Origin of the sequence: Prosthecodimorpha hirschii (assembly GCF_001305515.1) — a bacterium.
Classification (GTDB): Bacteria; Pseudomonadota; Alphaproteobacteria; order Rhizobiales; family Ancalomicrobiaceae; genus Prosthecodimorpha; species Prosthecodimorpha hirschii.
In genome coordinates this window covers 5,571,899-5,596,755 of the sequence record NZ_LJYW01000001.1, presented here as the reverse complement: position 1 = coordinate 5,596,755, position 24,857 = coordinate 5,571,899, and the positions used below count along the sequence as shown (strand labels likewise).

The window sequence follows — 24,857 nt, the reverse complement described above, 5'->3', positions numbered from 1 at the left end:
AATATGTCGACGGCATCGACATATCCAGAGTCAGCGCGGTCCGGCGATTGAGGCCGATACGCGGGGCTTCACCCAAATCGACGCCCAATTACACCCAATTCCGACCTCGCCTGCTGCCCCCCCTCACGCCCGGAAGCCGGAGGCGGCGGGGCGGCGGGCGGGGATCGGGGCGACGGCCTGGCCGTCGGCGAGGAACAGGCGCCAGCGGCTGGGCTTGAGGCCGATGCGGTCGCCGGTGCGCACCGCGTGATCGTCGGACACGTCGACCGTCACCGAGACGCCGGCACCGAGTTCGACCTCCGCACGCCGGCCGGGTCCGTGGCGCAGCACCGAGCGGACCACGCCGGCAAGCCCGTTCGCCGGCGCGCCGACCTCCCAGTGCTGCGGACGAACGAACAGCCGGGCCGGACCGTGGCCGACCACGTCGAGGCCGAGCGGCACGGCGCGGTCGTAGAGCCAGACGCGGCCCTGGTCGACGGTCACGGGCAATTCGCTGGAATCGCCGATGAAGGCGAAGACGAAGGGCGTCGCCGGCGCGTCATAGACCTCGTCCGGGGTGCCGACCTGCTCGATCCGGCCCTTGTCGAGCACCACGACGCGGTCGGCGAGTTCGAGCGCCTCCTCCTGGTCGTGGGTGACGAAGACGGTCGTGTAGTGGGTCTCCTCGTGGATTTCACGCAGCCACTTGCGCAATTCCTTGCGCACCTTGGCATCGAGCGCGCCGAAGGGTTCGTCGAGCAGCAGAACCTTCGGATCGACCGCGAGCGCCCGGGCGAGCGCGACGCGCTGGCGCTGGCCGCCGGAAAGCTGCGCCGGATAGCGATCCTCCAGCCCCTTCAGACGAACCAGATCGAGCAGCGACAGCACGCGCTCGCGGATCGCCGCCTTGGGCGGGCGCTTGGCGCGCGGCCGCACGGACAGGCCGAAGCCGATATTCTCGGCCACCGTCATGTGCTTGAAGAGGGCATAGTGCTGGAACACGAAGCCGACGCCGCGTTCGCGCACCGGCGTGGCCGAAGCCTCCTCCTCGCCGAAGAAGATCTTGCCCCGCGAGGCCTGTTCCAGCCCGGCGATGGAGCGCAGCAGCGTCGTCTTGCCGGAGCCGGATGGCCCGAGCAGGGCGAGCAGTTCGCCGGATTTCACGTCGAGATCGACGCTGTGCAGCGCCGGAACGGTGCCGTAATCCTTGGCGAGGTCGCGGATCTGGATTTCCATCGGAGCCTCCGGTCGATCGTCGGGCGGCGGCGCGGGCTCGAACCCGGCGCGCCGGTTCGGGTCAGTGGCCGCGTCCGCCGGCGAGATGCCCGCCGTAGCGCCATTCGAGGAAGGTCTTGAGGACGAGCGTGACGAGGGCGAGCGCCGCCAAGAGCGAGGCCATCGCGAAGGCCGCCACGAACTCGTATTCGTTGTAGAGGATCTCGACATGCAGCGGCATAGTGTTGGTCAGGCCGCGGACATGGCCGGACACGACCGAGACCGCGCCGAACTCGCCCATCGCGCGCGCGTTGCAGAGCAGGACGCCATAGAGCAGGCCCCATTTGATATTGGGCAGCGTGACCCGCACGAAGGTCGTCAGGCCGCTGGCGCCGAGCGTCATGGCGGCTTCCTCGTCGGCGGTGCCCTGCTCCTCCATCAGCGGGATCAGTTCGCGCGCCACGAACGGGAAGGTCACGAAGATCGTGGCCAGCACCAGACCCGGCACCGCGAAGATGATCTGCAGCCCGTTCGCCTTGAGGAACGGGCCGAGCAGCCCCTGCGCGCCGAACAGCAGCACCCAGACCAGACCCGAGACCACCGGCGAGACCGAGAAGGGCAGATCGATCAGGGTGATCAGCAGGCTCTTGCCGGGGAAGCGGAACTTGGTGATCGCCCAGGCGGCGGCGATGCCGAAGACCAGGTTGGCCGGCACCGCGATGGCGGTGACGATCAGGGTCAGGCGGATGGCCGCCAGCCCGTCGGGGTCCTGGAATGCCGCCCACCAGGCGCCGACCCCGTTCCGGAAGGCCTCGGCGAAAACCGCGACCAGCGGCAGCACCAGGAACAGGGCGAGGAAGCCGAGCGCCAGCGCGATCAGCACCGCACGGGCGGCAAACCCCTCGCCGGTCGCGCCGGCCGTGGCGGCGGCGGCGCGCCAGTCATCCGTGTCAGACATGGCCATAGCGCTTGCGACTCCAGGCCTGGATCAGGTTGATGACGAGCAGCATCGCGAAGGAGACGAGCAGCATGATCAGCGCGATGCCGGTCGCCCCGCGATAGTCGAATTCCTCGAGCTTGATCACGATGAGGAGCGGCGCGATCTCCGACACGTAGGGCATGTTGCCGGCGATGAAGATCACCGAGCCGTATTCGCCGACGCCGCGCGCGAAGGCGAGCGCGAAGCCGGTCAGCACGGCCGGCAGCAGCGGCGGCAGGAGGACGCGGGTGATCGTCTGCAGGCGGCTCGCGCCCAGCGTGGCGGAGGCCTCCTCGATCTCCCGGTCGAGTTCCTGCATCAGCGGCTGAACGGTGCGGACCACGAAGGGCAGCCCGACGAAGACCAGAGCGACCATGATGCCGAGCGGCGTATAGGCGACCTTGATGCCGTAGGGCTCGAGCAGCGCGCCGACCCAGCCGTTGCCGGCATAGAGCGCGGCGAGCGCGATGCCGGCGACCGCGGTCGGCAGCGCGAAGGGCAGATCGACCGCCGCATCGACCAGCGCGCGGCCGGGAAAGTCGTAGCGGACCAGCACCCAGGCGACCAGGACACCGAAGATCGCGTTGATGAGAGCCGCCGCGAAGGCGACCCCGAAGGAGATCTTCAGTGCCGCCAGCACGCGCGCGTCGAACGCGATCTTCAGGAGCCCGTCGACGCCGAGACCGGCGGCCTTCAGCGCCAGGGCGCCGAGCGGGATCAGCACGATCAGGCTCAGATAGACGAGCGTGAAGCCGATCGACAGTCCGAAACCCGGCAGGACGCCGGGTCCGGAGGTCCTGCGTCCGAGGACGAGAGCCTGTGCCATGGCGGGCTCAGGACTTCGGCTTGTAGAGCTGGTCGAAGGTGCCGCCGTCGCCGAAATGCTCGGGCTGCGCCTTGGCCCATCCGCCGAAATCCCGGTCGATGGTGACGAGCTTCAGCTTCGGGAAGGCATCGACCAGGTCCTTGGCGACCACCTCCGGCCGGCTCGGGCGGTAGTGGTGCTTGGCGGCGATCTGCTGGCCCTTGTCGGAATAGAGGAACTGCAGATAGGCCTCGGCCGCCTGGCGGGTGCCCTTGCGGTCGACATTCACGTCGACGACCGCGACCGGCGGCTCGGCCAGGATCGAGATAGACGGGACCACGATCTCGAACTTGTCGGCGCCGAATTCGTCGAACACCAGGAACGCCTCGTTCTCCCAGGCGAGCAGGACGTCGCCGAGATTGCGCTGGGCGAAGGAGGTCGTCGCGCCGCGCGCGCCGGTATCGAGGACGGGCACGTTCTTGAAGAGCGCGGTGATGTAGTCGCGCACCTTGGCCTCGTCGCCATATTTCTGCTGGGCGTAGGCCCAGGCGGCCAGATAGTTCCAGCGCGCGCCGCCCGAAGTCTTCGGGTTCGGCGTGATCACGCCGATGCCCGGCTTGACCAGGTCGTCCCAGTCCTTGATGGCCTTCGGATTGCCCTTGCGGACCAGGAACACGATGGTCGACGCATAGGGGGCGGAATTGTTCGGCAGGCGCTTCTGCCATTCGGCCGGCAGCAGCTTCGCCTCGCGGGCGATGGCGTCGATGTCGGCCGACAGGGCCAGCGTCACCACGTCGGCGTCGAGGCCGTCGATGACCGAGCGGGCCTGCTTGCCCGAGCCGCCATGGGAGGCGCGGATCGTCAGGCTCGCGCCGGTCTTGGCCTTCCACTCCGCCGCGAAGGCCGCGTTCACGTCCTTGTAGAGTTCGCGGGTCGGATCATAGGAAACGTTGAGCAGCGTCGTCGACTGCGCCCGCGCCTGCACGGCGACCCCGGCCACGACCGCGAAGGCCGCACCGATCAGCGCCCAGTCGACGACCCGGCGCCACAGCGGCGGCCGGCCGAGGGCCCTGCCCGTCCGGGGCTCACGGAAGGCGGACGGGACCGCCGGCACGGAGTCGAGGTTGGAAGAAGCAGCGCTCATGGGGACCTCCCGGTTCGTTCATGGCGCGTTAATCTCGACTTATCAGGTCGGGTTTGTCAATTCCGTAGATTGCCTCCAAATTGGAATGGCGTTCCCTCCGAGCGCCCGATGGCCCGCCAGGGCTTGCGCGGCGCGTTGCAGACAGGCGCCCGGCGCCGCCAATCCGGCCGGCCGGGGCCGCTGTGCGTAGTGCCGGGACCATCCGGACGGCCCGGTCATTCCGGCCTGTCGCGCACCATCCGGTGCGCGACGATTCTCTATTGTCTGACAAGTCGTTCGATGCTCAGAATGGTCCCGACGGTTCGACGCGGTCGCAGGCTCGCGAACGGATCGCAGAACGACAGGATGGCCAACGAGCCAGACAGTTTCGGGAGGAATTCATGTTCGGACAGGGACTGACGCGGCGCGATCTTCTGATCGGCACCGCAGCCGCCGGCACGCTCGGATTCGGCGCCATCGCGCCGGCGCGTGCGGACGTGAACTGGAAGAAATTCGCCGGCACCGAGATCGGCGTGAACCTGATCAAGAGCCCGCGCGGCGATCTGCTGACCAAATACGAGAAGGAGTTCACGGACCTGACCGGCATCAAGGTCTCGTCCGAGATGGCGCCGGAGCAGCAGCAGCGCCAGAAGCTGGTGATCGAGCTGTCGTCCGGCAAGCCCAGCTTCGACGTATGCCATATCAGCTACCACGTGCAGAAGCGTCAGTTCGAGCGCGCCGGCTGGCTCGCCGACCTGTCCAAATTCATGAAGGACCCGTCGCTGACCGGCGCCGACCTGGTCGAGAGCGACTTCTCGGCCGCCGGCCTGCTCTATGCGAAGAACGACAAGGGCGAGATGCACTCGCTGCCCTGGTCGGTCGACTACTTCATCATCTATTGGAACAAGGATCTCTTCGCCAAGAAGAACCTGACCTTCCCGACCACGCTCGACGAGCTGGTCAAGACCGCCGAGGCGCTGACCGATCCCAAGGAGGGCACCTTCGGCTTCGTCTGCCGCGGGCTGCGCAACGCCAACCTGCCGCCCTACATGAACCTCCTGCTCGCCCATGGCGGCGACGCGCTGGATGCGAAGGGCAACTTGGCCACCGACAGCGCCGAGGCGATCGCCGCGGCGAAGATGTACCAGACGCTGCTGACCAAATACGGCCCGCCGGGCGCCGCCGGCTTCAACTGGATGGAATGCCAGGCGGCCTTCATGCAGGGCAAGGTCGGCATGTGGCTCGACGGCGTCGGCTTCGCGCCGCCGCTCGAAGATCCGACCAAGTCGCGCATCGTCGGCAAGGTCGGCTATGCGGTCGTGCCGGCCGGACCGAAGGCGCAGGCGTCCTGCACCTACGGGGACGGCATCGCCGTCACCGAGACCTCGACCAAGAAGGAAGCCGCCTATCTCTATTGCCAATGGGCCGTTTCCAAGCTGATGGGCGCGCGCCTCCTGCAGACCGGCGGCGGCGTGCCCTTCCGAAATTCGATCCTGAACGATCCGAACGTGCGCGAGGGCGTCAAGTTCCCGCCCGCCTGGCTGGACTCGGTGATCGGCTCCTCGAAGGTCTCGAAACTCGGCCTGCCGGTCATCGTGCCGGTGGCGGAATTCCGCGACACGATCGGCACCGGCCTGACGGCGCTCCTCTCCGGCGGCGACCCCGCGACCGAACTGAAGAAGGCGACCGACGCCTTCCGGCCGACCCTCGAGCGCAGCGAGAAGGGCTGAGCCCGAGACCATGAACGAGGCAAGCCTCGGGCAAGCCGCCGCAGCGCAAGCTGCGGCGGCCTCCTCGACCATGGGGAAGGCCGGACGCCCGCCGGCCTGGACGGGTGGCTACTGGCCGTTCGTGCTGCCGGCCGTGGTGGTGATCCTGGCCGTGATCCTGTTCCCCTGGGTCTTCACCATCTGGATGAGCGGCCAGGAATGGAAGCTCGGCCAGGGCTCCAGCTTCGTCGGCCTCGCCAACTACTGGCGCATGACCGGCGACGACCGCTTCATCGAATCCTTCTGGCACACGCTGTCCTACACGGCGCTGTCGGTGATCCTGCCGATCCTGGTCGGCACCATTGCGGCGGTCGTGTTCAACGAGCGCTTCATGGGGCGCGGCGTGCTGCGCGCGCTGTTCGTCCTGCCCATGATGGCGACGCCGGTGGCGATCGCGCTGGTCTGGACGATGATGTTCCATCCGCAGCTCGGCGTGCTCAACTATCTCCTCTCGCTGGTCGGCATTCCGCCGCAGCTCTGGGTGTTCCATCCGGGCTCGGTGATCCCCTCGCTGGTCCTGGTCGAGACCTGGCAATGGTCGCCGCTGGTGATGCTGATCGTGCTCGGCGGGCTGTCGTCGATCCCGACCGAGCCCTACGAGAGCGCGGTGATCGACGGCGCCTCGCGCTGGCAGCTCCTGCGCCACATCACCCTGCCGATGGTCGCTCCCTTCATCATGGTGGCGGCGCTGATCCGCACCATCGACGCGGTCAAGAGCTTCGACATCATCTTCGCCATCACGCAGGGCGGCCCCGGCACGGCGTCGGAGACCATCAACCTCTATCTCTACAGCGTGGCCTTCGCCTATTACGACATCGGCTACGGCTCGGCGATCGCGGTCATCTTCTTCGGTCTGGTCGTCGCCCTGTCGGTGCTGATGGTCTGGCTGCGCCAGCGCACGCAATGGTCGGAAGCGGGAGCGGCGGCATGAGCCTGAAGGCGATCCTCGACCGAACCCTGCTCTGGGTCTGCGTCTTCCTGCTGGTCTCCCCGGCCGTGCTGTTCTTCGTCTGGATGATCTCGCTGTCGCTCAAGTACGAGATCGACAACGGCGCCTATCCGCCGATCCTCATTCCGGAAACCGTCGCCTGGGAGAACTATGCCGAGGTCCTCAAATCGAACCGCTTCGGCACCTATTTCATCAACTCGATCCTGGTCACCGGCGCGGCGACCCTGATCGGGCTGGTGGTCGGCGTGCCGGCCGGCTACGGCCTCGCCCGCATGAAGGCACGGCGCACCGCCATGCTGATCCTGATCGCGCGCATGACGCCGGGCCTCTCCTATCTGATCCCGCTGTTTCTCCTGTTCCGCTGGATGGGGATCATGGGCACGCTCTGGCCGCAGATCATCATCCATCTGGTGCTGACCGTGCCGATCGTGATCTGGATCATGATCAGCTACTTCGAGACCACCCCGATGGAGCTGGAAGAGGCCGCGCTGATCGACGGGGCGACGCGCTGGGAGGTGTTCCGTCACGTCGCGCTGCCGATCGCCAAGCCGGGCGTGGTCGTCGCCATGATCCTGGCGGTGATCTTCTCCTGGAACAATTTCGTCTTCGGCATCGTGCTCGCCGGCCGCGAGACCCGGACGCTGCCGGTCGCGGTCTACAACATGATTTCCTACGACCAGGTCAGCTGGGGGCCGCTCGCCGCCGCCGCCCTGATCGTGACGCTGCCGGTGCTGGTCGTGACCCTGATCGCCCAGCGTCAGATCGTCGCCGGCCTGACCGCGGGCGCCGTCAAGGGCGGCTGACGGCAGAACCCGCCTGCCCTTCTCCCGGCCGGACCCGCGCGGGCCCGGTCGCCCGGTTGCATTGCACCGGTCTCCCGTCCGTGCGACCAAACCATCGGACGGATCGATCAGGACGGGTCGATCCGGACGGATCGATGAGGAGGATCGACATGCGTATCGCCATCATGGGAACGGGCGGGGTCGGCGGCTTTTTCGGCGCGAAGCTGGCAGCCTCGGGGGCCGACGTGACCTTCATCGCGCGCGGCGCGCATGGCGCGGCCATCGCCGAACGCGGCCTGACCATCGACAGCCCGGCCCATCCGGTCGCGGGCCTCGCCGTCACGGTCACCGACGACCCGGCCAAGGTCGGCCCGGTCGATGTCGTGATGGTCGCCGTCAAGCTCTGGGACACCGCCGCGGCAGCCGAACAGCTGCGACCGATGGTCGGACCGGAGACCGTGGTGATCTCGTTCCAGAACGGCATCGAGGCCGGTTCCCTGCTGCGGGCCGCGCTCGGCGCCGAGCATGTCGCCGGCGGCGTTGCCCATATCAGTGCCACCATCGCGGCGCCCGGCGTGATCCGCCAAGTCGGCAGCCTCGCCCGGATCATCTTCGGCGCCTTCGGCGGCGGCGCGGACCCGCGGCTCGCGGCCTTCGCGGAAGCCTGCCAGGCAGCCGGGATCGAGCACACGCTGTCGCCCGACATCGATCGCGCCATCTGGGAGAAGTTCGTCTTCCTGTCGGCCTTCAGCGCGATCACGGCCCTGACCCGCAAGCCGATCGGCGACATCCGCGCCGACACGGATCTGCGCGCCTTCCTGCGCGACGCGGCCTCGGAGACCGCCGACGTCGCCCGCGCGCGCGGCGTGGCAATCGTGCCCGAGCAGGCCGACAAGGTGCTGGCGGCGGCCGACAACCTGCCGGCCGCGACGCGCGCCTCGATGGCCCACGACCTGGAACGCGGCGCTCGGCTGGAACTGCCCTGGCTGTCCGGCACGGTGGTCCGGCTCGGCGCCGAACTCGGCGTGCCGACCCCCGTCCACCGCGCCGTCTGGTGCGCCCTGAAGCTCCACGCCGGCGGCCGCTGAGGCGACGGCCGGGCCCTTGGGCCTCACCCGGGGCAAGCGCCCTGGCGGCGCATGCTTGCGGGGCCGCCAGCCTGCCTTCGCCCGTCAGCCTGACTTGGCCCGTCAGGCCCCTTCGACTGCGGCGCGATACTCGGTCCGGAACCAGTCGACGAATTGGCGGACGCCTTCGGCAATCGGCGTCTCCGGGAGATAGCCGGTCAGCCGCTGCAGGAGATCGGGTGCGCAATAGGTGCGCGGCACGTCGCCCGGCTGCATCGGCAGCAGGCGCGTCGCGGCCTTTCGGCCGACCGCCGCCTCGATCGCGGCGACGAAGTCCAACAGACCGATCGGCCGGCCGCTGCCGATATTGACCACTCGGAACGGCGCCACCGGCGAGACGCCGGTCTCGGCGGCCGCGGCCGGATCGGCCGGCGTCACGGGCACAAGCGGGATCAGGCGGACGACCGCCTCGATCAGGTCGTCGATATAGGTGAAGTCGCGCTGCATGCGGCCTTCGCCATAGAGGTCGATCGGCGCGCCCTTCAGGATCGCGTCGGCGAAGCGGAACAAGGCCATGTCGGGCCGGCCCCAGGGACCGTAGACGGTGAAGAAGCGGAAGGCCGTCGTCGGCAGGCCGTGGATATGGGCCTGCGAATGCGCCATCGCCTCCATGGCCTTCTTGGTCGCCGCATAGAGCGACATCGGCTCGTCGGACCGGTCGGTCTCCGCGAACGGGACCTTGGCGTTGGCGCCGTAGACGGAACTGGTCGACGCGAGCATCAGGTGACGCGGCCGGACCTGCCGGCAGATGTCGAGCAGGTTCCAGCTGCCGACCAGATTGGAGGCGATGTAGGCGCCCGGATTGTCGATGCTGTGGCGCACGCCGGCCTGGGCGGCGAGATGGATCACGACGTCCGGGGCCGAGGCCTCGACCGCCCGTCGCAGGGCATCGCCATCCTCCAGCATCCCGGTCACCGGGATGAAGCCGGGCATCCGCGCCAGGATCGCCGTCCTGGCCCGCTTCAGGCGCGGGTCGTAATAGTCGGTCATCCCGTCATAACCGGTCACCACATGCCCCTCGCCGAGCAGGCGGCGGGCCAGATGGAAGCCGATGAAGCCGGCCGTTCCGGTGATGAAGAGCCTCATTCGGCCGCCTGGACGAGCGAGCCCTCTTCGAGACTGACCGACGAGCGGCCGATGCTGACATAGGTGAAGCCGTGGCCGACCACATCGGCCCGGCGGTAGATGTTGCGCAGGTCGACCAGGATCGGCGCCCGCATGATCCGGGCGAGTTCCTGGAAGTCGAGCGCCCGGAAGGCGTCCCATTCGGTGATGATCACCAGAGCGTCCGCGTCGCGGGCCACATCGTAGGGGCCGCTGCCATACTCGATCGACGGCATCATCTCGCGCGCGGCGGCCATGCCCTGCGGGTCGTAGGCACGGACGATGGCGCCGGCATCCTGCAGCGCCTGCACGATCGCCAGCGACGGCGCCTCGCGCATGTCGTCGGTGTTCGGCTTGAAGGTCAACCCGAGCAGCGCCACGGTCTTGTCGCGCACCGAACCGCCGCAGGCGGCGATCACCTTGCGCGCCATGGCGCGCTTGCGCTGGTCGTTGACCGCATGGGTCGTCTCGATCAGGCGCAGCGGCGCCTCGTGATCCTGCGCGGTCTTGATCAGCGCCAGCGTGTCCTTCGGGAAGCAGGAGCCGCCGAAGCCCGGCCCGGCATGCAGGAACTTCGAGCCGATCCGGTTGTCGAGCCCGATGCCGCGGGCGACCTGCTGCACGTCGGCGCCGACCTTCTCGCACAGATCGGCCATCTCGTTGATGAAGGTGATCTTCATCGCCAGGAAGCCGTTGGCCGCATATTTGATCAGTTCGGAGGTCCGGCGGTCGGTGAAGAGCAGCGGTGCCGCGTTGAGATAGAGCGGCCGGTAGACCTCCGACAGGACCGGACGGGCGCGTTCGTCGTCCAGGCCGACGACGATGCGATCCGGCCGCTTGAAGTCCGCGATCGCCGCGCCCTCGCGCAGGAACTCGGGATTCGAGGCGACCGCGAAATCGGCCGTGGGATTTTCGGCGCGCAGGATGCGCTCGACCTCGTCGCCGGTGCCGACCGGCACGGTCGACTTGGTCACCACCACGGTGAAGCCGCGCATCGCCCGGGCGATCTCGCGGGAGGCGCCGTAGACATAGGAGAGATCGGCATGGCCGTCGCCGCGCCGCGCCGGCGTGCCGACGGCGATGAAGACCACCGAGGCCTCGGCCACGGCGGCGGCAAGGTCGGTCGAGAAGGCGAGCCGACCGGCCCGCATGTTGTTGGCGACCAGTTCGTCGAGGCCCGGTTCGTAGATCGGGATGCGGCCGGCCCGCAGCGCGACGATCTTCTCGGGGTCCTTGTCGACGCAGATCACGTCATGGCCGAAATCGGCAAGACAGGCGCCCGAGACGAGGCCGACATAGCCGGAGCCGATCATCGCGATCTTCATATGCAATAACTCCCCTGCACGTTCGCACCCCGGGTCGCCCCAGCTGGCGTCGGCGCGACGCAGCATCTCGCGACCGCCCTACTTCAACAACTGCAAATTTCCGATGACAGTAAAGAGCCGGTCATGGATCCTGATGGAATTTGACGATGAGGATGTGAATATCTTGTCGGGGTACGTAGTTCTGATAAGCGACCTCGAACCGGGTCGGGCCGGTCTTGCGCACCCCGGTGGCGCAGTAGCTGATCAGGGCGTCCGGATGGCCCTTGTCGACGATCATCCGAAACTGGCCGATCGGCCCCTTCCAGTTGGCGCCCGAGGTCAGGACATAGGAGATCCAGGTTTCGCCGTGGTAGCTCCCAGTCTTCGCAGCGGCCGCACGCTTGCGATCGAAGCCCTGGATGAAAGCGTCGTCGATACAGTATTTGGTCCGCGCCTCGGCGAATTCCCTCGACTTACGATTGCCCGGATCGAGCCGGCCGCCGACCGAGCCTCCGGTGAACGGCTTGTAGGAGTGACTGACCGATACGCTCCGGCCGGCCGGAAAGACCTGGCGCCGGGTGACGCTGGTCGCGGTCGTCCAGTGCGCGGCCCAGAGCGTCTGTTTGCCGTCGCTGCCATATTCCTCGATCAGCCCTTCGGCGATCATCGCCTGGCGGGTCGCCGGATCGAGGGCATTGATGGCGGCATCGAAAGTCCCGACCGGCATCGGCGGCACGCCCAGGCGCTGCAGCCGGGCGGTGATGTCGCGTCCCCCGAAACGGGCAATCTGCACCAGTTCGAGGGCCGCCGGCTGGCCGTCGATCACGGTGCGGAATTCGAGCTCGTTGACGTAGTCGGGCGTGAACACCTCGATCCCGTTGTCCACATCCGGCAACGGAAAGGCGACGAGCGTATCGACATCGCGCGACGAGGCGTTGGTGAAGACATAGTCTACGGTGATCCGTTCTGAAGACATAGTCTACGGTGATCCGTTCTTCGGAGATGGACAGCACCTCGCTGTCCATGCGGATGTCGGCGGAGCGGAGCAGCGTCAGACCGCCGAGGCCGAAAGCCGCCTGACTGTCATTGGCGGCGGCCGGCTCACCCGCCAGGCCGAGCAGCCCGGCAAGACACCCGATCCTGAAGCCCCACGCGAACATCGACAACTCCGTCCAACCGGCCGAGGCGCGATCCTAGCCGGATTTCGGGTATCCGGCCAATCGCCCCGCGGCCGACCGCCCCAGGTCATGGACAAGTCCGCGCGCCGGTCGATAGAGAAGAACGCAACGACGAGGCTGCGGCGGCGGAGAGCCGGCCCGCCCGCCGACCTGCAGCGGGAGAGCAAGCCTTGAAGACCAAGTCGGACACGGCCGCATACGGGGCGACCACGACGGGCGCGGCGCCGGCGGGCGCAGCGCCGACCGGCGCCAGCCTGGAGGAGGCCCACGCCTTCCTGGAGCGACACCCGGACGTCCAGGGCATCGACGTGGTGATGCCCGACTTCCACGGCATCGGCCGGGGCAAGATCATCCGCCGCCACGAACTGGACTCGCTCTATCGCAACGGCCGCGGCATGCCGGGATCGCTGTTCGGCCAGGATGTCGCCGGCGACGATGTCGAGGAGAGCGGGCTGATCCTGGTCGACGGCGGCGCCGACATGCGCGTCTGGCCGCTGCCCGGCACGCTCGGCTATCTGCCCAAGGTCGGCCGCGGCCAGGTGCTGGTCGGGATGTGCGAGGCCGACGGCAGCCCCTTCGAGGTCGCCCCGCGCACGGCCCTCCTCAATCAGATCGCGCGCGCGCGCGCCGCCGGCTACGAGCCGATGGGCGCCTTCGAGCTCGAATTCTATCTGGTCGACCGGCAGACCGGCCCGAACGGCCGGCGCATGCCCGCCACCTACGCGCTGACCGGCCGGCGCTCGATGCAGCGCAACACCATGTCGGTCGACGAACTGGACGAGATGTCGCCGCTGTTCGAGGCCATCTACGAGGCCGCCGCCGCCTCCGGCCTGACGCTCGAATCGCTGATCTCCGAATACGGCCCCGGCCAGTACGAACTGACCATCCGCTATCGCGACCTGATCCGGGCCGCCGACGACGTGGTGCTCGCCAAGCGGCTGGTGCGCACGGTCGCGCGCCGCTTCGGCGTCGAGGCGACCTTCATGGCCAAGCCCTTCGGCCAGGAAGCCGGCTCGGGCATGCACCTGCACCTGTCGCTCGGCAGCGAGGGCGGCCGCAACCTGTTCGCCGATCAGCCCGACGGCTCGCTCAGCCCGCTCATGCTCCATGCCATCGGCGGCATCCGCAAGACGATCGGCGACACGATGCTGATCCTCGCCCCCTACCGCAATTCCTGGCGGCGCTTCGCCTCCGCGGTCTATTCGCCGGCCTCCGATTCCTGGGGCGTGGAGAATCGCACGGTCGCCCTGCGCGTGCCGGGCCTGCCGGGCGCGACCCGCCATTTCGAGCATCGCGTCGCCGGCGTCGACGCCAACCCGTATCTGGTCGGCGCCGTCACGCTGGCCGGCGCGCTCGACGGCATCCGCGACCAGAGCTATCCGGGGCCTGCGGCAGAGGGCAACAATTACGAGGCCGCGCGTCCGGCCGACCTGCCGCGCAGCTGGATCGACGCGATCGACCGGATGGACGGATCGGACTTCGTCAAGCGCACGCTCGGCGCGCGCATGCACCGCGCTTTCGTGGCCGTGAAGCGGGCCGAATGGCTGCGCCTGGAACTCGATGTCTCGGAAGCGGAATGGGAGCTCTACGGCTTCGTGGTCTGAGCAACGCCCCCGCCCCGCACCGTGCTCCCGGCCGTGCGCGGCGCGCGCGCCCGGCTGCGGGTGGTCAGGGCGCGACGCCCCGGTAGCCGCCGCGCCAATAGACCAGCGCGCCGTCGCCGCCGGTCGACGCGAGGGCCTCGATCCGGCCGATCACGACCGCATGGCTGTGCCAGTCGAGGATCGCCTCGACGCGGCAGTCGAAGGCGGCCAGCGCATCGGCGAGCACCGGCATGCCGGTCGTCAGTTCGGTCCATTCGGCATCGCCGTAGCGCGCCGCCCCATAGGCGCCGGAGCGTCCCGCGAAGCGGTCGGCGACATCCTCGTGACCGGCCTTGAGGATGTTAACCGCGAAGGCCTGATGCTCGCGCAGGACCCGCAGCACCGACGACGAGCGGTTGATACAGACCAGGAGCGCCGGCGGTTCGGCGGACAGCGACGTGACCGAGGTCGCGGTCAGGCCGGTGCGCAGCGCACCGCGCCCGGTGGTGACCACGCTGACCCCGCCGGCCAGTTCGCGCATGGCGAGCCGGAAGGCGGCCGGGTCGATGCCCGGCGGGTCGGTGCGCTCTGCGGGCAGGCACTCGGCGACGCTCATCGCGCCACCGCAGCGGCGCCGGCGCTTGCGGCGTTGCAGCCGACCGCCAGAAAGACGCCGTCGAGCCAATTGCGGAACAGGAAGGCGGCCGTCGCGCGGGTCGCCTCGGCAAGCCCCGATCGAGGCACCAGGCGCGGCAGGTCGGCGAAGGCGACCGCGCCGCGGTCGTGTTCGGCCCGCGCGCGATAGTCGTCCAGGACCGCGTTCGTATTCGCGTCGAAATAGCCCTCTGGCAGATTGGGATAGCGGTCCCGTTCGCCGGTCAGGTAGCGGCCGACATCGCGGCGATACTCGCCCGCGAGCGCGCCGGCGTCATATTCCGGGTGCCCGTGGAAGAAGACGAACTCGCTGCCGACGCGCTTGGCGAAGACGTCGACCCCGGCCTCGCCGACCGTCGACAGGATGCGGTAGCCGCAGGCCGTGAGATCGGCGGCGTCGAGACCGTTCCAGCGCGAATGGGCGACGGCGAGCGGCGGCGCGCCGGGCCGGGCGACCAGAGGATCGGCGGACACGGCCGCGCTGCCGAAGACGCCGAAGCACTTGTCGGCCAGCGGCCGGCGCTCGACCCGGTCGAGATGCAGCACCGCCGCATGGGCGGCGAGGCAGGACCAGAGCGTCGAGACCGTATGGCGCGCGGCATGGTCGATGAGCCGGGCCATGTCGGGCCAATAGGGCTCCTGGTCGAGGCGCGGCGCGCGCGGCTCGGTCCCGGTCACGATAAGCGCGTCGACCGGTGTGGCGGCGAGTTCGGCGGCGTCGCGATACTGGCCCGCCATGCGGGCGCGCGCCGGCTCCGAGCGGGCGACGGACGCGAAGGAGAACAGGAGCAGCCGGACCGGCCGGCCGGCCGCGGCCTCCGCGATCAGACCGGAGAACTGCCGTTCGGTCGCCGTCAGCGCCGTGTCCGGCATGTTGTTGACGAGCCCGATGGTGACCGGCCGGCCGAAGCCGCGCCCGCCCGCGCCACCGCCCCGGGCCGCACGCCGGCGCGGCGGCGCGGCGAGGCCGGGATCGTGACGGCCTTTCGTCTGGGCGATCACCATGGCGGGCCTCCCGGCGTCACTCGGCCGCTTCGGCGAAGCGGTCGGACGCCACGGCGGCGGCCAGAGCCTGGTCGAGATCGGCGATGATGTCGTCGACATGCTCGATGCCGATCGACAGACGGATGGTCTCCGGGCGGATGCCCGCCTTGAGCTGTTCGTCGGGGGTCATCTGGCGGTGGGTCGTGGAGGCCGGATGGCAGGCGAGCGACTTGGCGTCGCCGATATTGACCAGCCGCGTGACCAGCTTCAGCGCATCGTAGAAGGCCTTCCCGGTCTCCATCGACCCGCGGATGCCGAAGGTGAACAGCGAGGAGGCGCGGCCGTCGAGATAGCGCTCGACCAGCGCCTTGTAGGGGCTGTCGTCGAAGCCGGCATAGTTGACCCAGGCGACGCGCGGATCGGCCTTCAGCCAATGCGCCACCGTGCGGGCATTCTCGACATGGCGCTCGACGCGCAGCGCGACCGTCTCGATGCCCTGCAGGATCAGGAAGGCGTTGAAGGGCGACAGCACGGCGCCCATGGTGCGCTGGTAGACGCTGCGCGCGCGCTCGATATAGGCCATCGGCCCGAAGCGCTCGGCATAGATCAGGCCGTGATAGGAGCGGTCCGGCACGACATAGGCCGGGAAGCGGGCGCCGGCCTCCTTCCACGGGAAGCGGCCGCCGTCGACGATCGCGCCGCCGAGCGTGGTGCCGTGACCGCCGAGGAACTTGGTCAGCGAATGCACGACGATGTCGGCGCCATGCTCGAAGGGACGCAGCAGGATCGGCGTCGCCACCGTGTTGTCGACCACCAGCGGCACGCCGGCCGCATGCGCCACCGCCGCGATGCCGGCGATGTCGCAGACATTGCCGGCCGGGTTGCCGATGCTTTCGCAGAAGACCGCGCGGGTGTCGTCGTCGATCAGCGCGGCGATATCCTCGGGGCGGTCGCTCGCCGCGAAGCGGGTCGTGATGCCCTGGCGCGGCAGGATGTGGGAGAGCAGCGTGTGGGTGGTGCCGTAGAGCTGCGGCACGGTGACGATGTTGCCGCCGTGGTCGGCGAGATTGACCAGCGCGATATGCAGCGCCGCCTGCCCCGAGGCCGCGCACAGGGCGCCGACGCCGCCTTCGAGCTCCGCCAGACGCTTCTCGAGCACCGCCGTGGTCGGATTGTTGATCCGGCTGTAGCGGAAGCCCTCCTCCTCCAGATTGAAGAGGGCGGCAGCATGATCGGCGCTGTCGAAAGCATAGGACGCGGTCTGATAGATCGGCACGGCGACCGACTTGACCGCAGAATCCGGCTCGTAGCCGGCATGGATCGCGATGGTCTCTCTGCGCATGATGATCCTCGTCGGCCGCGAGCGCCGCAAATGCTCGCCGCCTGTTCGAAGCAAACCTACGCGCAGGGCCTTAAACCGGAAATGAAGCCGCAAAACCAAACGATTTTTAACCCTAACGATGAACCAAGGCCGATCTGATCTTGCCGGGATTGGCGGGCCGTTCACCATGCTCGTTCAGCGCGCCGCAACGGGTATCGGGGTATGTCGGGGAGCGTGACTTCACGCCCTGTCTGTCACCCGGGACGGCCGCCGCATGCCCCAGTCTGCAAGCCCGATCGCCGCCATGCCGAGGCCGGACGCCGCGGAGCATTCGCGTGCGGACGCGACCGCCCCCGCGCCGTCCGCCCCGGCGACGCCTGCACCAACGACACCACCTTCCGTCGCGCCGCTGTCCGCCCTGCCGTCCCCGTCGAAGCGCTGGTTGATGGCGATCGAGCGGGTCGCGGCGATCGATGCGGCGCCCGAGCGGCTGCTGGCGGACGCGATCGCCGACCGCGCCGCCGCCGACGGCACGCGCCCGGCGCTGATCTCCGAGACCGAGACCTTCACCTATGCGGATCTGTCGGCGCGGGTCGCCCGCTATGCCCGCTGGGCGCTGCAAGCCGGCATCGCGCCGGGCGACCGGGTCGCGCTGGTCATGTCGACACGGCCGGACTACCTCGCCGCCTGGATCGGGATCACGACGGTCGGCGGCCTGGTGGCGCTGGTCAACACGCAGCTTGCCGGAGCATCGCTCGCCCATGCGCTGAACGTCGCGGCGCCGGCGCATGTGATCGCGGAGGCCCCCTTCGCCGCGCCCGTCGCCGAGGCGATCGCCGGGCTTGCCCCGGCGCCGCGGCTCTGGATCTTCGGCGGCGACCGCGACGACCTCGCCGTCGTGCTCGACCGTCTGCCGGGCGATCCGCTGGCGCCGCATGAGCGCCGGCCGGTCGGCGTGCACGACCGGGCGCTTCTGATCTACACCTCCGGCACGACCGGCCTGCCCAAGGCGGCCCATGTCTCGCACCATCGGATCCTGAGCTGGGGCCATTGGTTTGCGGGGCTCTCCGCCGCGACCCCGGACGACCGGCTCTACGACTGCCTGCCGATCCATCACAGCGTCGGCGGCGTGGTTGCCACCGCCAGCATGCTGGTGTCGGGCGGATCGGTGGTGCTGGCCGAGAAGTTCTCGGCGAGCCGCTTCTGGGCCGACGTGGTGCGCCACGACTGCACCCTCTTCCAATATATCGGCGAGCTCTGCCGCTATCTCCTGAAGGCGCCGCCGCATCCCGACGAGCGGCGCCACCGGCTGCGGCTCGCCTGCGGCAACGGCCTGCGCGGCGATGTCTGGGAACCGTTCCAGGCCCGGTTCGGCATTCCCGACATCCTGGAATTCTACGCCGCCACCGAGGGCAACTTCTCGCTCTTCAACGTCGAGGGCCGGCCGGGCGCGATCGGGCGCATCCCGCCCTTCCTGAGCCACCGCTTCCCGGCCGCGATCGTCCGCTTCGATCCCGACGCCGGCCTCCCGCTGCGCGGTCCGGACGGGCTGTGCCTCAAGGCGGCGCGCGGCGAGGCCGGCGAGGCGCTCGGGCGGATCGCGACGGCGGCCGGCGGCGGGCGCTTCGAGGGCTATACCAGCCCGGAGGAGACCGAGCGCAAGGTGCTGCGCGACGTGTTCGCCCCCGGCGACGCCTGGTTCCGCACCGGCGACCTGATGCGCATCGACGAGAAGGGCTTCTGGTATTTCGTCGACCGGATCGGCGACACCTTCCGCTGGAAGGGCGAGAATGTCGCGACCGCCGAGGTCGCCGCGGCCATCGCGGCCGTGCCGGGCGTCGTCGACGCGACCGTCTACGGCGTCGCGGTGCCGGGCGCGGACGGGCGGGCCGGCATGGCCACGCTGGTCACCGAGCCGGGCTTCGACCTCGGCGCCCTGCACCGGCATCTGGCCGGCACCCTGCCCGCCTATGCGCGGCCGCTGTTCCTGCGCCTCGCGACCGGCCTCGCCCTGACCGAGACCTTCAAGCAGAAGAAGCAGGACCTCGTGCGCGACGGCTTCGACCCGGCCGCGATCCCCGATCCCCTGTTCGTCGACGATCCGGCCACCGGGGCCTACCGGCCGCTCGATGCCGACCGCCACCGCGCCATCGTCGAGGGACGCATCCGGCTGTGAGGCCAATCCGGGCCGGATACCGGCCCGACGGCGGGTCCGCCCCCCGCTGCCGGGACCGCCCGGTCCGTCCGCCCCGGCCATTCTCCCCGGCCGCGCCCGGTCCGGCGGTTCGCTATCCCCTGAGCATCGCCCCGAACGCCACCCCCATGGCGTCGAGCGCGGCGCGGCCCTGCGGCAGCACCGACCCGAGCGCATGGAAATTGTGCACCATGCCGTCATGGCGCTGCAGCGTCACGGGCACGCCGGCCGCGGCCAGCCGGGCCGCGAAGGCCTCGCCCTCGTCGCGCAGCGGATCGCATTCGGCGGTGTGGATGACAGCCGGCGGCAGGCCGGAGAGATCGGGGAGCCGGAGCGGCGACAGGCGTGGGTCGGCCGGATCGAAGCCGGGCGGCAGGAGATCGGCGAGATCGGCCTCCAAGGTCGCCCGGTCGATCAGGAAGCCCTCGGCGAATTCGATCCGCGAGGCGCTTTCGCCGCCGCAATCGAGCACCGGGCAGATCAGGCCCATCAGGGCAATGCGCGGCCCCGCCGAGCACGCCGCCACCGCGACCCCGACGGCCAGCGCCGCGCCACCGGATTCGCCGACGAGCCCGATCCGCTCGGGATCGATCGCGAGATCCGACGCCATCGCGTAGATCGCCCTCAGCGCCGCCTCGGCATCCTCGGCGGCGGCCGGATAGCGGTGTTCCGGGGCGAGCCGGTAGTCGACCGAGACCAGCCGGCAGCCGCACGCCTCGGCGAGTGCCCGGGCGATGACGTCATGGGTCTCGATGCTGCCGGCGACCAGGCCGCCGCCATGGAAGAAGACCATCCCCGGCAGGACCTCATCCGCCGAGGCGGCACCGGGGCCGTAGAGCCGCGCCGGGACCGGCCCGGCGGGTCCCGCCAGCGCCAGGTCACGGCCGGGCGGGCCCATGCGGTCGGCGCGCGCGAAAGCCATCAGCTTGGCGAGCCCGGCGCGGCGCTCGGCGATCGTGCGTTCGCGCGGCTCCGCCCGGCCGGCGGCGGCCATGTCGAGAAAGCGGGCGGCGCGGGGATCGAGCGGCATCGGCGGGGCTCCGGGAGGCGTGCCGGTGCAGCGGCGGCTCCGACCGCGCCAGCCGAGCATGGCCGCCGTTAAGGCGAGGTTCCCGCGCGACCGTCCCGGCGGCCCGCTGCCCGGCGCGGAAACGGAATCCTCAACTGTCTCGGGCAGGATCGCCGGCCGAACGACCCGAGACAGGACCCCCGCCATGGGCAACAAGAATATCGCCTATTCCCGCACCTGGACCTTCTTCGAGGATGCCTGGCACGAAGGCAATGTGCGCATCATGGGACCGCGCACCCACGGCGCCTGGCTCGGCTCGACCGTGTTCGACGGCGCCCGCGCCTTCGAGGGCGTGACCCCGGATCTCGATCGCCATTTCGAGCGGGTCAACCGATCGGCCAGCAATTTCCGCCTGAAGCCGGTGGTCTCGGTCGAGGCCTGGATGACGCTCGCCCGCGAGGGCATCGCCAAGTTCGGGCCGAAGCCGGAGCTCTATATCCGGCCGATGTACTGGGCCGAGAACGGCTATGGCGGCGGCGTCCGCTTCGATCCCGAGACGACCGACTGGGCGCTCTCGATCTACGAGAGCCCGATGCCGGCGCCGGCCGGCGCCTCGGTCACGCTCTCGCCCTATCGCCGCCCGACCGCCGAATGCGCCACCGTCGACGCCAAGGCCGGCTGCCTCTATCCGAACAATGCCCGCGCGCTGATGGAGGCAGACGCCCGCGGCTTCACCAACTGCCTCTTGCGCGACATGCTCGGCAACATCGCCGAGACGGCCAATTCCAACGTCTTCATGGCCCGCGACGGCGTCGTCTACACGCCGGCCCCGAACGGCACCTTCCTGTCCGGCATCACCCGCGACCGCGTCATCGGGCTCCTGCGCGCCGCCGGCGTGACGGTCGTGGAAACCAGCCTCGCCTATGCCGACTTCCAGGCCGCCGACGAGATCTTCACCTCCGGTAATTTCGCCAAGGTGTCCCCGATCGTGCGCATCGACGACCGCGAACTGCAGCCCGGCCCCTTCTGCCGGAAGGCCCGCCAGCTCTATTGGGACTTCGCCCATTCCTGACGCCGCGTCCGAGTCCAGCGAGCGGCGGGACGGCCCGACCGGCGCCCCGCCGCTTGTCACATCCCAGACCGGGCGTTAGCCGGCGATCCGAGGGGCTACCGGTTCGGCTCCAGGTCGACCCGGATCGCCCAGCCTTCGAGGCCGGGGCCGGCGGCGGGGTAGCGGTCGAACACCGCCGGATCGTGGCCGGGCACGACATGCTTCATGCTCGGGGCGAGCTTGCGGATGGTGCGGTAGCCCTCGAGCAGTTCGGAGAGATCGACCAGCACCGAGAAGGCGCGGTCGTTCTCGATATGCTCGTAATAGTGCGAGGCATCCGAGGCGAGCACGACGGGGCCACGCTCGGTCTCGACGCGGACGATCTGCAGCCCGCGCGAATGGCCGCCGACCTTGTGGACGGTGACGCCCGGCGCGACCGTGCCGGTGCCGTCGTGGAACTCGACCCGGCCCTGATAGACCTTGCGCACCATGGCGACCACGTCCTCCTCCTCGAAGGGGTGGCGCAGCAGGTGGTGGCACATGCAGCGGCCGGTGACATAGGCCATCTCGCAATCCTGCACGTGGTAGCGTGCGCCCGTCAGGAGGTCGTGGTTGCCGGCATGGTCGTAATGCATGTGCGTCACGATCACGTCGGAGACCGTGCCGGGATCGAGCCCGATCGCGCGGAACCCCTCCCCGACCGGGTGGATCGTCTCCCGCTGCCGGCGCCGCCCGACCGCCTCGTCGAAGCCGGTATCGACCACGATCGTGCGGGCACCGTTGGAGAGTACCCAGACGAAATAGTCGATCGGCATCGGCGTGTCGTGCGGATCGCCGCCGAAGAAGTTGGCCGGCCGGTTCCGGTCCGAGCGGGCATAGCGGATCATGTGGATGCGGTACTGGTCGTCGCGCATGGCCCGTTCAGCCCTTCTTCGGCACCGGGCCGACCTCGACGCCCGCCCAGGCCTCCGGCACCTTGACGATCTCGGTGAAGTCCGAGCCCGCGCCATGCAGGTTGTTGCAGAGCTGGTACATCTGCTTGACCGCCATGCCGACCCACATCTGCGTGCCGAGCGCCTCGGCCTCCTCCATGCAGAGCTTGAGGTCCTTGTAGAGGAGCCCGGTCGCGAAGCCGAAATCGAAGGTGCGCGGCAGGATCGAGCGCGGGAACTTGTCCTGCGAGGCCGAATTGCGGCCCGAGCCGGTATTGATCACGTCGATCATCACGGCCGGGTCGATGCCGGCCTTGACGCCCATCACGACCGCCTCCGAGGTCGCCGCCAGGGCGGTCGCGGACAGGAGGTTGTTGGCGAGCTTCATGGTCTGGGCGATGCCGGTCTTCTCGCCGATGAAGAACAGCTTGCCGATCTGGCCGAGCGCGTCCTGGATCAGGTCGTAGTCGGCGCGCGGACCCGACACCATCACGGCGAGCGTGCCGTTGACGGCCCCGGCGATGCCGCCGGAGACCGGGCTGTCGAGATGGACGATGCCCTTGGTGGCGAGCATCGCCGCCACGCGCTGCGAGGTGATCGAGCCGGTCGTCGACAGGTCGACAAAGCGGCGCACGCGGGAGCCCTCCGCGACCGCCGCGGCGACCTCCTCGACCACCTTCGGGAAGGGCAGCGAGACCATCACGGTCTCGGCCGCGTCGGCGACCTCCTTGGCCGAGCCGACGGCGCGCGCGCCCTCGGCCTCCAGCGCCCGGGCGGTCTCCGGCCGGACGTCGGTGACGATCAGACGGTGGCCGGCGGCGATGAGACGCCGGACCATCGGCGTACCCATATTGCCGAGGCCGATGAAGCCGATCTCGTGCGCCATGATGCTGTTCCCTCCCCGCGTCCGCTCACTTCTTGCCGTCGATCTCGGCGAAGACCTTGCGCGCGATGCGGAAGGAATCGACCGCCGCCGGCACGCCGCAATAGATCGCGACCTGCAGGAAGACTTCGCAGATCTCGGCCCGCGACAGCCCGTTGTTGAGCGCACCCTTGACGTGGACTTCGATCTCGTGCGGCCGGTTGAGCGCCGACAGCATCGCCAGGTTGAGGAAGCTGCGCGTCTTGCGGTCGAGGCCGTCGCGGCCCCAGACCGCGCCCCAGCAATATTCGGTGACCAGTTCCTGCAGCGGCCGATTGAAGTCGTCCGCCGTCTTGATGGCATTCTCGACATAGTCCTTGCCGAGCACCGCGGTGCGGATGGCGAGACCCTTCTCGTAGGTGGCCTGATCCATGACTGTTCCTCCCTGATTTCTGTTGTCTTCAACGCATGATGAAGGGATTGGCGACGCTCGACGAGGCGGCGAACCAGACCGACTTGACGTGCAGCCATTCCCGGATCGACTCCATGCCGCTCTCGCGGCCGATGCCGGAGCGCTTCACGCCGCCGAAGGGCGACGTGTAGCTGACCATCCGGTAGGTATTGACCCAGACCATGCCGACCTCGAGCCGCTCGGACAGCCGCACGGCGCGGCCGAGATCGCGGGTCCAGACGCCGGCGGCGAGGCCGAACTTCACGTCGTTGGCGATGCGGATCGCATCGGCCTCGTCGTCGAACGGGATGACGGCGAGCACCGGCCCGAACACTTCTTCTTGCGCGATGCGCATATCGTTGCGCACCTCGGTGAAGATGGTCGGCTCGACGAACTGGCCGCCCGTGCGCCCTTCGACCCAGGCGCCCTCGCCCGTATAGGGCTTGCCGCCGAAGACGCAGCGCGCGCCCTCCTGCTTGGCGATCTCGATATAGTCGAGCACCTTGCGGTATTGCGGCGGCGTGGTGACCGGGCCGACATGGGTATCCGGGCTCATCGGATCGCCGATCCGGGCCGAACGGGCGACCTCGATCAGGCGCTCCATGAAGCGGTCGTGGATCGAGCGCTGCAGCAGCAGGCGCGAGCCGGCGATGCAGGTCTGGCCGGTGGCGGCGAAGATGCCCGAGATCGCCCCCATCACGGCGGCCTCCAGGTCGGCATCCTCAAACACGATGTTGGGCGACTTGCCGCCGAGTTCGAGCGAGACCTGCTTCATGCCGCGCGCGGCCATCTCGTAGATCTTCTGTCCCGTCGCATCCGAGCCCGTGAAGGCGACCTTGGCGACCTTGTCGTGGGAGACCAGCGCCGCGCCGGTATCCGCCCCGAACCCGGTCACCGTGTTGACGACGCCCGGCGGGAAGCCGGCCTGCTCGAACAGCGGCATGAATTCCAAGGTCGAGGCCGAGGTGAACTCGGACGGCTTGATCACCGCCGTGCAGCCGGCCGCCAGCGCGGCGGCGAGCTTCCAGGTCAGGAGCATGAGGGGCGAGTTCCAGGCCGTGATCATGGCCACCACGCCGACCGGCTCCAGGCGGGTGAAGTTGAGCACGTCGGCCTTGTCCGACGGGATCACGGCGCCCTCGATCTTGTCCGCCAGGCCGCCGAAATAGCGATACCATTCCGCGATGTAGCGGGTCTGGCCGGACATTTCGGCATAGAGCTTGCCGTTGTCGCGCACCTCGATCTCGGCAAGCCGCGGCGCCTCGGCCTCGATCAGGTCGGCGAGCCGCATCAGGAGCCGGCCGCGCTTCGAGGCCGACATGCGGCCCCATTCGCCGCGCCGCGCCGCGTCGGCGGCCTGGACCGCCCGGTCGACATCGGCCGCGCCCGCATGGGCGACATGGGCCCAGACCTCGCCGCGATAGGGATCGACGGTCTCGAAGGTCCGGCCGCCCTCGGCATCCACGAAGCGGCCGTCGATATAGAGCTGATAGGTCTTCATC

Annotated in this window: 22 protein-coding genes and 1 pseudogene; 7 read left to right on the top strand and 16 right to left on the bottom strand. The window is 69.2% G+C overall.

What is annotated here, in order from left to right; all coding sequences use genetic code 11:
• Positions 1 to 123 precede the first annotated feature (123 nt).
• The 4 genes from ABB55_RS24580 to ABB55_RS24565 form a co-directional block, all read right to left on the bottom strand.
• On the bottom strand, positions 124 to 1,215 hold the full coding sequence (locus ABB55_RS24580; RefSeq protein WP_054361177.1) for a sulfate/molybdate ABC transporter ATP-binding protein: 1,092 nt from the start codon (positions 1,213 to 1,215) through the stop codon (positions 124 to 126).
• Positions 1,216 to 1,276: 61 nt separating this feature from the next.
• Positions 1,277 to 2,158 (bottom strand): sulfate ABC transporter permease subunit CysW, encoded by an 882-nt coding sequence (cysW, locus tag ABB55_RS24575; RefSeq protein ID WP_054361176.1) that lies wholly within the window; start codon positions 2,156 to 2,158, stop codon positions 1,277 to 1,279.
• Positions 2,145 to 2,999: a sulfate ABC transporter permease subunit CysT gene (gene cysT, locus ABB55_RS24570; protein WP_054361175.1), complete on the bottom strand. Its 855-nt coding sequence runs from the start codon at positions 2,997 to 2,999 to the stop codon at positions 2,145 to 2,147. The genes cysW and cysT overlap by 14 nt, the downstream gene beginning before the upstream one ends.
• 7 nt (positions 3,000 to 3,006) lie before the next feature.
• A complete protein-coding gene (locus tag ABB55_RS24565; protein ID WP_083463913.1) occupies positions 3,007 to 4,122 on the bottom strand; it encodes a sulfate ABC transporter substrate-binding protein in 1,116 nt (371 codons plus the stop codon).
• 380 nt (positions 4,123 to 4,502) lie between these two features.
• Here ABB55_RS24565 and ABB55_RS24560 point away from each other — a divergent pair, with 380 nt between their 5' ends.
• The 4 genes from ABB55_RS24560 to ABB55_RS24545 all read left to right on the top strand — a co-directional run bounded on the left by ABB55_RS24560 (position 4,503) and on the right by ABB55_RS24545 (position 8,689).
• A complete protein-coding gene (locus ABB55_RS24560; RefSeq protein WP_054361174.1) occupies positions 4,503 to 5,831 on the top strand; it encodes an ABC transporter substrate-binding protein in 1,329 nt (442 codons plus the stop codon).
• Between the two features lie 10 nt (positions 5,832 to 5,841).
• Positions 5,842 to 6,801, top strand: a complete 960-nt coding sequence (locus tag ABB55_RS24555) for a carbohydrate ABC transporter permease (protein WP_054361173.1) — start codon at positions 5,842 to 5,844, stop codon at positions 6,799 to 6,801.
• On the top strand, positions 6,798 to 7,622 hold the full coding sequence (locus ABB55_RS24550; protein ID WP_054361172.1) for a carbohydrate ABC transporter permease: 825 nt from the start codon (positions 6,798 to 6,800) through the stop codon (positions 7,620 to 7,622). Before ABB55_RS24555 ends, ABB55_RS24550 begins: the two co-directional genes overlap by 4 nt.
• Positions 7,623 to 7,771: 149 nt before the next feature.
• Positions 7,772 to 8,689 (top strand): ketopantoate reductase family protein, encoded by a 918-nt coding sequence (locus ABB55_RS24545; RefSeq protein ID WP_054361171.1) that lies wholly within the window; start codon positions 7,772 to 7,774, stop codon positions 8,687 to 8,689.
• Positions 8,690 to 8,791: 102 nt separating this feature from the next.
• Here the strand turns inward: ABB55_RS24545 and ABB55_RS24540 are convergent, their stop codons facing one another.
• The 4 genes and pseudogenes from ABB55_RS24540 to ABB55_RS31340 all read right to left on the bottom strand — a co-directional run.
• Complete coding sequence (locus ABB55_RS24540) at positions 8,792 to 9,814, bottom strand: NAD-dependent epimerase/dehydratase family protein (RefSeq protein WP_054361170.1); 1,023 nt, start codon at positions 9,812 to 9,814, stop codon at positions 8,792 to 8,794.
• Positions 9,811 to 11,157 carry a UDP-glucose dehydrogenase family protein gene (locus tag ABB55_RS24535; protein ID WP_054361169.1) on the bottom strand — a complete coding sequence of 449 codons (1,347 nt, stop codon included), beginning with the start codon at positions 11,155 to 11,157 and terminating at the stop codon, positions 9,811 to 9,813. Before ABB55_RS24535 ends, ABB55_RS24540 begins: the two co-directional genes overlap by 4 nt.
• A 121-nt stretch (positions 11,158 to 11,278) precedes the next feature.
• Positions 11,279 to 12,112: a DUF4424 family protein gene (locus ABB55_RS29250; protein WP_054361168.1), complete on the bottom strand. Its 834-nt coding sequence runs from the start codon at positions 12,110 to 12,112 to the stop codon at positions 11,279 to 11,281.
• Between the two features lie 40 nt (positions 12,113 to 12,152).
• Positions 12,153 to 12,296: pseudogene (locus tag ABB55_RS31340) on the bottom strand (hypothetical protein); the annotation flags it as partial.
• Between the two features lie 188 nt (positions 12,297 to 12,484).
• Between ABB55_RS31340 and ABB55_RS24525 the strand changes: the two are divergent.
• Positions 12,485 to 13,918 (top strand): glutamine synthetase family protein, encoded by a 1,434-nt coding sequence (locus tag ABB55_RS24525; protein WP_244472116.1) that lies wholly within the window; start codon positions 12,485 to 12,487, stop codon positions 13,916 to 13,918.
• 64 nt (positions 13,919 to 13,982) lie between these two features.
• Here the strand turns inward: ABB55_RS24525 and ABB55_RS24520 are convergent, their stop codons facing one another.
• From ABB55_RS24520 to ABB55_RS24510, 3 genes are read right to left on the bottom strand one after another with little or no spacing between them, the layout of a single operon-like run.
• Positions 13,983 to 14,513: a flavin reductase family protein gene (locus tag ABB55_RS24520; RefSeq protein WP_054361167.1), complete on the bottom strand. Its 531-nt coding sequence runs from the start codon at positions 14,511 to 14,513 to the stop codon at positions 13,983 to 13,985.
• Complete coding sequence (gene metA, locus ABB55_RS24515) at positions 14,510 to 15,556, bottom strand: homoserine O-succinyltransferase MetA (RefSeq protein WP_054361166.1); 1,047 nt, start codon at positions 15,554 to 15,556, stop codon at positions 14,510 to 14,512. Before metA ends, ABB55_RS24520 begins: the two co-directional genes overlap by 4 nt.
• A 16-nt stretch (positions 15,557 to 15,572) precedes the next feature.
• On the bottom strand, positions 15,573 to 16,877 hold the full coding sequence (locus tag ABB55_RS24510; RefSeq protein ID WP_054361165.1) for an O-acetylhomoserine aminocarboxypropyltransferase/cysteine synthase family protein: 1,305 nt from the start codon (positions 16,875 to 16,877) through the stop codon (positions 15,573 to 15,575).
• Positions 16,878 to 17,130: 253 nt separating this feature from the next.
• On the opposite strand from ABB55_RS24510, the gene ABB55_RS24505 reads away from it, so the two are divergent.
• Positions 17,131 to 19,032: a long-chain-acyl-CoA synthetase gene (locus tag ABB55_RS24505; RefSeq protein ID WP_244472115.1), complete on the top strand. Its 1,902-nt coding sequence runs from the start codon at positions 17,131 to 17,133 to the stop codon at positions 19,030 to 19,032.
• A gap of 112 nt (positions 19,033 to 19,144) precedes the next feature.
• Here the strand turns inward: ABB55_RS24505 and ABB55_RS24500 are convergent, their stop codons facing one another.
• The gene (locus ABB55_RS24500) at positions 19,145 to 20,080 is read right to left on the bottom strand and encodes an alpha/beta hydrolase (RefSeq protein ID WP_054361164.1); all 936 of its coding nucleotides are present in this window, start codon (positions 20,078 to 20,080) and stop codon (positions 19,145 to 19,147) included.
• A gap of 184 nt (positions 20,081 to 20,264) precedes the next feature.
• Here ABB55_RS24500 and ABB55_RS24495 point away from each other — a divergent pair, with 184 nt between their 5' ends.
• Positions 20,265 to 21,131: a branched-chain amino acid aminotransferase gene (locus ABB55_RS24495; protein ID WP_054361163.1), complete on the top strand. Its 867-nt coding sequence runs from the start codon at positions 20,265 to 20,267 to the stop codon at positions 21,129 to 21,131.
• A gap of 95 nt (positions 21,132 to 21,226) precedes the next feature.
• Here the strand turns inward: ABB55_RS24495 and ABB55_RS24490 are convergent, their stop codons facing one another.
• Genes ABB55_RS24490 through ABB55_RS24475 form a run of 4 tightly spaced genes read right to left on the bottom strand, consistent with a single transcriptional unit; the run spans position 21,227 to position 24,856 of the window.
• Positions 21,227 to 22,024 (bottom strand): N-acyl homoserine lactonase family protein, encoded by a 798-nt coding sequence (locus ABB55_RS24490; RefSeq protein WP_054361162.1) that lies wholly within the window; start codon positions 22,022 to 22,024, stop codon positions 21,227 to 21,229.
• A gap of 7 nt (positions 22,025 to 22,031) precedes the next feature.
• Complete coding sequence (locus ABB55_RS24485; protein WP_054361161.1) at positions 22,032 to 22,928, bottom strand: NAD(P)-dependent oxidoreductase; 897 nt, start codon at positions 22,926 to 22,928, stop codon at positions 22,032 to 22,034.
• 25 nt (positions 22,929 to 22,953) lie between these two features.
• A complete protein-coding gene (locus ABB55_RS31030; protein WP_054361160.1) occupies positions 22,954 to 23,337 on the bottom strand; it encodes a carboxymuconolactone decarboxylase family protein in 384 nt (127 codons plus the stop codon).
• A gap of 28 nt (positions 23,338 to 23,365) precedes the next feature.
• On the bottom strand, positions 23,366 to 24,856 hold the full coding sequence (locus tag ABB55_RS24475) for an aldehyde dehydrogenase (protein ID WP_054361159.1): 1,491 nt from the start codon (positions 24,854 to 24,856) through the stop codon (positions 23,366 to 23,368).
• Position 24,857: the final 1 nt, after the last annotated feature.